Annotated in this window: 5 protein-coding genes; 2 read left to right on the top strand and 3 right to left on the bottom strand. The window is 71.5% G+C overall.

The features are described 5' to 3' along the window. Positions 1-217 precede the first annotated feature (217 nt). Positions 218-1,591 (top strand): condensation domain-containing protein, encoded by a 1,374-nt coding sequence (locus AB0F17_RS21320; RefSeq protein ID WP_358025393.1) that lies wholly within the window; start codon positions 218-220, stop codon positions 1,589-1,591. Between the two features lie 61 nt (positions 1,592-1,652). Here the strand turns inward: AB0F17_RS21320 and AB0F17_RS21315 are convergent, their stop codons facing one another. Genes AB0F17_RS21315 through AB0F17_RS21305 form a run of 3 tightly spaced genes read right to left on the bottom strand, consistent with a single transcriptional unit; the run spans position 1,653 to position 4,717 of the window. Beyond that, positions 1,653-2,876: a pyridoxal-dependent decarboxylase, exosortase A system-associated gene (locus tag AB0F17_RS21315; protein WP_358025391.1), complete on the bottom strand. Its 1,224-nt coding sequence runs from the start codon at positions 2,874-2,876 to the stop codon at positions 1,653-1,655. Beyond that, positions 2,873-4,423, bottom strand: coding sequence for an acyl-CoA ligase (AMP-forming), exosortase A system-associated (locus AB0F17_RS21310; RefSeq protein ID WP_358025389.1), 1,551 nt, complete (start codon positions 4,421-4,423; stop codon positions 2,873-2,875). Before AB0F17_RS21310 ends, AB0F17_RS21315 begins: the two co-directional genes overlap by 4 nt. 9 nt (positions 4,424-4,432) lie before the next feature. Further along, entirely contained in the window at positions 4,433-4,717 is a 285-nt protein-coding gene (locus tag AB0F17_RS21305; protein ID WP_358025387.1) for a phosphopantetheine-binding protein, read from the bottom strand. Positions 4,718-4,957: 240 nt separating this feature from the next. Here AB0F17_RS21305 and AB0F17_RS21300 point away from each other — a divergent pair, with 240 nt between their 5' ends. Then, entirely contained in the window at positions 4,958-6,667 is a 1,710-nt protein-coding gene (locus AB0F17_RS21300) for a condensation domain-containing protein (RefSeq protein ID WP_358025385.1), read from the top strand. The last annotated feature ends 19 nt before the right edge of the window (positions 6,668-6,686 follow it).

The following is a 6,686-nucleotide window of genomic DNA, read 5'->3' as shown; positions in this document are numbered from 1 at the left end:
GCACATTGTTTCCGGCAGAAGCTGTCAATGCGGGCGCGTTGACATAGGTATGCGCAGTTCGCATTCTGTGTGGGACAGCTGAGAGTTCTGCCGATCCGAAATGGATGAAGCCTTTTACCGGAGCGCGCTCCAGGGGCCCGTGCGATCCGCAGTACGTGCGCGTGTGAAGGGCCGCCAACGGGCCACTGACCCACCGATGAGCCCACGAGGAGACCACATGCACGTCGACGCACCCCTGAGCAATGGCCAGCTATGGAGCTGGCGAGAAGTGGAGCGCTACCCGAAGGACTGGATGCGGGACGCCAACCTCCCGACGGCCTGGGACCTGCGCGGCCTGCCCCTGGACCGGGTGACGACGGCGTTGCGGCGGCTCGTCGACCGGCACGAATGCCTGCGCACCACGTACCACGTGCGAGACGGGCAGCCCGTGCAGCGCGTCCACCAGACGGTGACGCCGCCGGTCGAGCACGTCGACCGCGTGATCACCGACCGCGGCGATCCGGAGCGTACGAAGGAAGAGCTGGCCACGATCCCGTTCCCGATGACCGACGCGCTGCCCTGGCGCGGCGTGCTCGTCACGACCGACGGGGCGCCGGTGTTCCTCGCGCTGTCGTTCTCCCACCTGATCGTGGACGTGTGGTCGATCCACCATCTGCAGGACCAGTTCCGCGCCCTAGTGGCCGACCCGGACGCCCACGCGGACATGGGTCCCACCCTGCGCGAGCTCGCCGGGCGGCAGCGTGACGAGTCGTGGCGCGGCCAGCAGGAGAGCTCCGAACGCTACTGGCGTCAGGTGCTCGCCGACGGCCTGATGGACGAGCTCCCCACGCTGCCCGCGGGCGCCGAGCGGAACCGGATCGAGGCCACGCTGCACTCGCGCCGCCTGGGCGGGCTCGCCGCCGAGGCCGCCAGGCGGCACGGCGTGACGCCGCCCGCGGTGCTGATGGCCTTCATCGCCGCCGGCCTCGCCCGGCACACGGACACCGACCGGGTGACGATGAGCCTGATGGCCTCCAACCGGTTCGCCGCGGAACACCAGCACGTCGTCGGCACCATGAACCAGCTCATCCCGGTCAGCGCCATCGTCGATCCGGGCGCCACGCTGGCCGAGCACGTCAAGCGCTGGCACTGGGCGAGCGCGCGCACGTACCGCTACTCCTGCTACGACTTCGACCGCGTCGCCGCGCTGGCCGCCGACGCGGCCACGCACAGCGGCCGGGAGCCGGGGCACGACTGCTGGTTCAACCACCTGTTCCGGAGCTGGTTCAACTACATGCAGATCGACCGCGCCCCGCTGAACGCCGCCGATCCGACGCCCGCCGAGCTGGTCTGGACGCCCTTGGCCCAGCAGTACGGCCAGGCGTTCCGGGTGCGGGTGGCGCTTCAGGGCGGTCTCACCAGCGTCATGCTGCTGGCGGATCCGGCGATCCTGCCGCCGGAGGCCGCGACCGACGTCCTGCGGGCGATGGCGCTCGGCGTGCAGCTCGCGGTGACCGATCCGAAGACGTGCCTGAAGGACCTGTGGAGCGCCAGGAGCGAGGGGCTGCCGCCGGCGCTGTTCCCCGCCGAGGTGCCGGCGCCGCCGCACTAGTCGTCCGCGGGCCGGCGCGGCAGCCCCCGCCGCGCCGGCCCGCGGATCCCGCCACAAAAAGTCAGACCAGCACCTCGGCCGGAGCCGGGTGGCTCAGGAACGCGGCGGGGCTCGCCGTCAGGCCGTACGCACCCGCCTGGAACAGCACGATCAGGTCCCCCACCCCGGCCTTGGGCAGCGAGACGTCGTCCCCCAGCAGGTCGAGCGGGGTGCACAGGCAGCCGACGACGGTCACCGTCTCCTCGGGCGGGTCGTCCATCCGGTTCCCCACCGCGATCGGGTAGTTGCGCCTGATCACCTGGCCGAAGTTGCCGGACGCCGCGAGCTGGTGGTGCAGCCCGCCGTCCACGACGACGAACACCTTGCCGCGCGACTCCTTGCGGTCCACCACGCGCGTGACGTAGACGCCGGCCTCGCCGACCAGGTAGCGCCCCAGCTCGACGACGATCCGCGCCTCGGGCAGCCGGGGCCGGACCAGGCCGTCGGCCAGCCGCGCCAGGTTGTCGCCGATCGGGCCGAGGTCGAGCGGCCGGTCGCGCAGCGCGTACGGGATGCCGAAGCCGCCGCCGATGTTGAGGTAGCGCACGGGCGCGGGCGCCGCGTCCGCGAAGCCGAGAATCAGCTCGACGGTACGGCGCTGCGCCTCGCAGATGCTGTCGACCCGCAGGTTCTGCGACCCGGCGAACACGTGGAAGCCCTGAAAGTCGAACTCGTCGCCGCCCAGCCCGGCCAGGACCGCGGGGATCCGCTCGGAGTCGATGCCGAACTGCTGCGGGCCGCCGCCCAGCCGCATGCCGGACCCGCGGACCACGAAGTCCGGATTGACGCGCAACGCGACCCGCGCGGGAATGCCCGCGGCGGCGCTCGCCGACCGGACCCGTTCCACCTCCAGCTCGGACTCCAGCTCGATGGTGACGCCGGCGGCGACCGCCTGCGCCAGCTCGGCCGCCGACTTGCCGGGCCCGGCGAAGCTGATGCGCGAGGCGGGCCCCGGGGTGTCGAGCGCGTGCCGCATCTCCTGCGCGGAGGCCACGTCGAAGCCGTCGACCAGGCCGCTCATGTGCTGGAGCAGGGCGGGCATCGGATTGGCCTTCACCGCGTAGCTCAGCTCGACGTCCCCGGGCAGGGCCGCGCGCACCGACGCGACCCGCCGGTTGACCAGCTCCCTGTCGTAGGCGAAGAACGGCGTGCTCCCCACGCGGGCGGCCAGCCGTTCGACCGGGACGCCGCCCACGGTGAGCTGGCTGTCGTGCCTGCCGTACCAGCCGCTCGGGATGGAGATCACCAGGTCACCACCCGGCGCAGCTCCGTACGGTCGAACTTGCCGTTGCCCGATCTCGGCAGCCGGTCGCGCACCACCACCCGGCGGGGGACCATGTAGCGCGGCAGGTCGCGTTCGAGCGCCTTCACCAGCGTCTCGGTGTCGCACGACTCGCCGCTCGGCCCGCTGACGACGAGCACCACCTGCTGGCCGAGCGTGTCGTCGGCGACGCCGAACGCCACCGCCTCGCCCACCAGCCCGGTGGCGTAGGCCGCCTCCTCGATCTCACTGGGGCTGACCCGGTAGCCGGAGGTCTTGATCATCTCGTCGGTACGTCCCACGAAGTAGAGGAATCCCTCCTCGTCTCGGTAGGCGAGGTCGCCCGACCAGACCGCGAGCTCGCTCCCCCACGGGCTGCCGCCCGGCGGGTAGGGGCGGAACCGTTCGGCGGTGCGTTCGGGGTCGTTCCAGTAGCCGAGCGCCACGAGCGCGCCACGGTGCACGATCTCCCCCTTCTCGCCGGGGTCGCAGACGCCGCCGTCCGGCCGTACGACGAGGATCTCCGCGTTGGGGATCGCCTTCCCGATCGAGTCGGGCCTGCGGTCGGCCTGCGCCGGGTCGAGGTAGGTGGAGCGGAACGCTTCCGTCAGCCCGTACATGAGGTATGGCCTGGCCTGCGGGAACGTCGCCCGCAGCGCGTCCAGGGCAGGCTTGGGCAGGCGCCCGCCGGTGTTGGCGAAGTAGCGCAGGCGGCGGGTGGCCGCCTCCGGCCAGGTCTGCCCCGTGAGCTGCAGCCACAGCGGCGGCACGCAGGTCAGCCCGGTGACACCGTGCCGGGCGCAGAGACGGACGACCGCGCCGGGCACCAGGTAGTTCATCAGGACGACGTGCGCGCCCGTGATGAACGACGTGGTGAGCTGGCTGAAGCCGGTGTCGAAGCTCAGCGGGAGTACGGCGAGCACCACGTCGTCGCGGGTGTGGCCGAGGTACTGGGCGACGCTGCGGGCGCCGGCGAGCAGGTTGCGGTGCGACAGGACGACGCCCTTCGGGCTTCCGGTGCTGCCCGAGGTGTAGAGGATCGCCGCGACGTCGGCGTCGATCACACCCTCTGCGGCGGGGGCCTCTTCGGAGGCGCACAGCTCTGACCAGGTGGTGACCGGGCGCGGCTCCGGGACCTGCGGCCGGTCGCCGATGAGGATCAGGTCGCGCAGCGACTCCACCTCCTGGAGCCGGGCGCCGATCAGGCGGTGCCGCTCGACCGTGGTGACCACCGCGACCGCGCCGCAGTCGGCGGCCACGTACCCCACCTGCTGCGGCTTGAACAGCGGATTGACCGGGACGAACACCCCGCCCGCCGCGGACACGGCGAGCATCGCGACCACGGTCTCGATCCGTTTCTCCAGGTAGACGACCACCCGCTCGCCCCGGCGCAGCCCGAGCCGGCGCAGTCCGCTCGCGGCGCGGCCGACGCGGCGGGCCAGCTCGCCGTAGCTGAGCGTCTCGTCCTGGTAGGTCACCGCGGGGCGCTCAGGGTCGCCGCACCGCACCACGTCGTCGACTCGCGTCAGCATCGGCGATCCTCAGACTCGTAAGGGGGTTCGCTCGTCACCGACGGTTCCTTCGAGGTCGAGCAGCGCGGACAGTGCCTGCCACAGCGAGCCGACGGTGTCGAACGTCTCCTCGTTGAGGATGTCGTCGGGCAGCTCGATGTCGTAGCGGTCCTCGATGTCGCCCAGCAACCGCACGACGCCCATCGAGTCGAGGCCGAGCCCGGCCAGTTCGTCCGACGCGGAGAAGTCGCCCGCGTCCGCGTACGGCAAATGCGAGCGCAGAATATTCTGGAACTCGGATGGTATTTCCAACATAGTCAACGCGCCACCTCAGGCCGAAAGCCGAGCCGCTCCATGCTGTCCGCTCCGAGCTTGGCGGAATGCGCGACGACGAGTCAAGGCGGCCATTCCGGAAAAGCACTGGCAGGTAATGGCCTTCCGGAGCCGGTCATCGGCGCCCGGTTGTCGCACCCCCTACGAACGCAGATTATGAATCACATTCAACGAATCTGCGAAGTGCTGCAACCCGCGAACGGCGCACATGGGGAGGCTGAGTTGTCCGCCGCGAAGAACGCGAATCTGTGCTGGGGCCAGCGTTACATGTGGCTGAAATACCACCGGCTGCCGCCGGGCGAACGGCATGACACCCACATCGTGCTGCGTCTCGCCATCCCGCACGACGTCACGGTGGCGAACTGCCGCGCGGCCATCAACTACCTGACGCGCCGCCACGAGTCGCTGCGGACCACCTACCACCTCGACCCCGGGCCGGAGCCGCGGCAGCAGGTACACCCGCCGGCCGCGCTGCCGGTCATCGTGGCGGCCACCGAGCGGGACGGCACCCCCGCCCCCGCCGAGGTCGTCGAGCGGCTCTGCACTGCCGAGTTCCGCCTCGACGCCGAGTGGCCGATCCGCGCCTGCGTCATCACCACGGGCGGGGTTCCGAAGCAGATCGTCCTGGTGCTCAACCACCTGGCCGTGGACGCGTGGACGGTCCGGGAGATCAAGCGCGAGCTCACCGTCCAGTGCGCCGGCTTCAGCTCCCGTCGGCCGGCCGCGCTGGAGCCCGTCCGCAACCAGCCATCGGACCTGGCCCGCCACGAGTCGTCGGCCGAGGCCGCCGCGGTGGCGGCACGCTCCCTGGCGTACTGGGACGAGGAGATCACCCGCCTCCCGGCCGACCCGTTCGCCGCGAGGCGCGCCCCTTCGGTGACACCTGACCGCGAGCCGGTGGCGCGGAGTGCGGCGCTGACCTCGCCGGCACTGCTCGACACCGTGCGGCGCATCGCCGCGGCGGACCAGGTGTGGCCGTCGCTGGTCCACGTGACCGCGTACACCGCCATGATGGCCGCCTACACCGGCCTCGGGACGGTCGCGCACCTGTCGTTCTCCGGCAACCGCGAGCCCGGCCCGTACGCGGGCGTGATGACGTGCATGTTCGCGCCGATGCTGGTGACCGTCGACTGCCACGACGACCCGCCGTTCTCGGAGCTGCTGCGCCGCGTGGCCGAGCGTTTCGAGCTCGCCCGTACGCACTCCTGCGCGCCATACGACCAGGTCGTGGAGCGGATGTCGCGTGAGGGCTCGCGGCGCGGCGAGCCGGTACGCCTCGGGTCGGAGGTCAACTTCATCAAGCAGCGCTCCAGCGAGGCGCGGGCCCGGCGCACCACGTTCACCTGGAAGCCGGTGCCGTCGGCGTGGGCGTACGAGGAGGCGGACACGTACTTCAGGATCGACGAGTGGCGTGACGCGGTCGTCGTCGGCTTCCACGCCCGCTCCTCGATCATGGGAGCCGACGACATGGAGCGCTTCCTGCGCGGCTACGAGGCCGTCCTGCTCGCCGACGACAACCCCCGGATCAGCGACGTCACGCGCCGCGCCGGCTTCAGCGCACCACCGACCCGGCGCCCGCCCGCCCACGGCGAGCCGTCCATAGCCGCTGCCGAAACCGCACAGGTGGCCACTCTCGAAGCCGGACACGCGCTCGCCGAGGTCGTCCGCCAAGTGAACGGGCTCGCCGACGTCGACCTGTCCGACAGCTACACGATCGCCGGCGGCCGGGCCCTGCGCATCCCCCGTGTCCTGGCCCTGCTGGCGGCCCACGGGTGGACGGGCGCCTCCGTCCACCACCTGACCGGCCCCCAGCCACTGCGGGCACTGGCCGACCGGCTGACTCCTGCCACCGCGGAGCACTTCGCAGAGCACCCCGAGATCACCCCGGAAGCAGTCATCGAGCCTCCGAGGCACGCACTCACCCAGCCCTGACGCACCCCTGGAGTGGTCA

Origin of the sequence: Nonomuraea sp. NPDC026600, assembly GCF_040638335.1 — a bacterium.
Taxonomy (GTDB): Bacteria; Actinomycetota; Actinomycetes; order Streptosporangiales; family Streptosporangiaceae; genus Nonomuraea.
The sequence above is the reverse complement of the archived record's forward strand: the minus strand, read 5'-3'. Positions and strand labels throughout refer to the sequence as shown.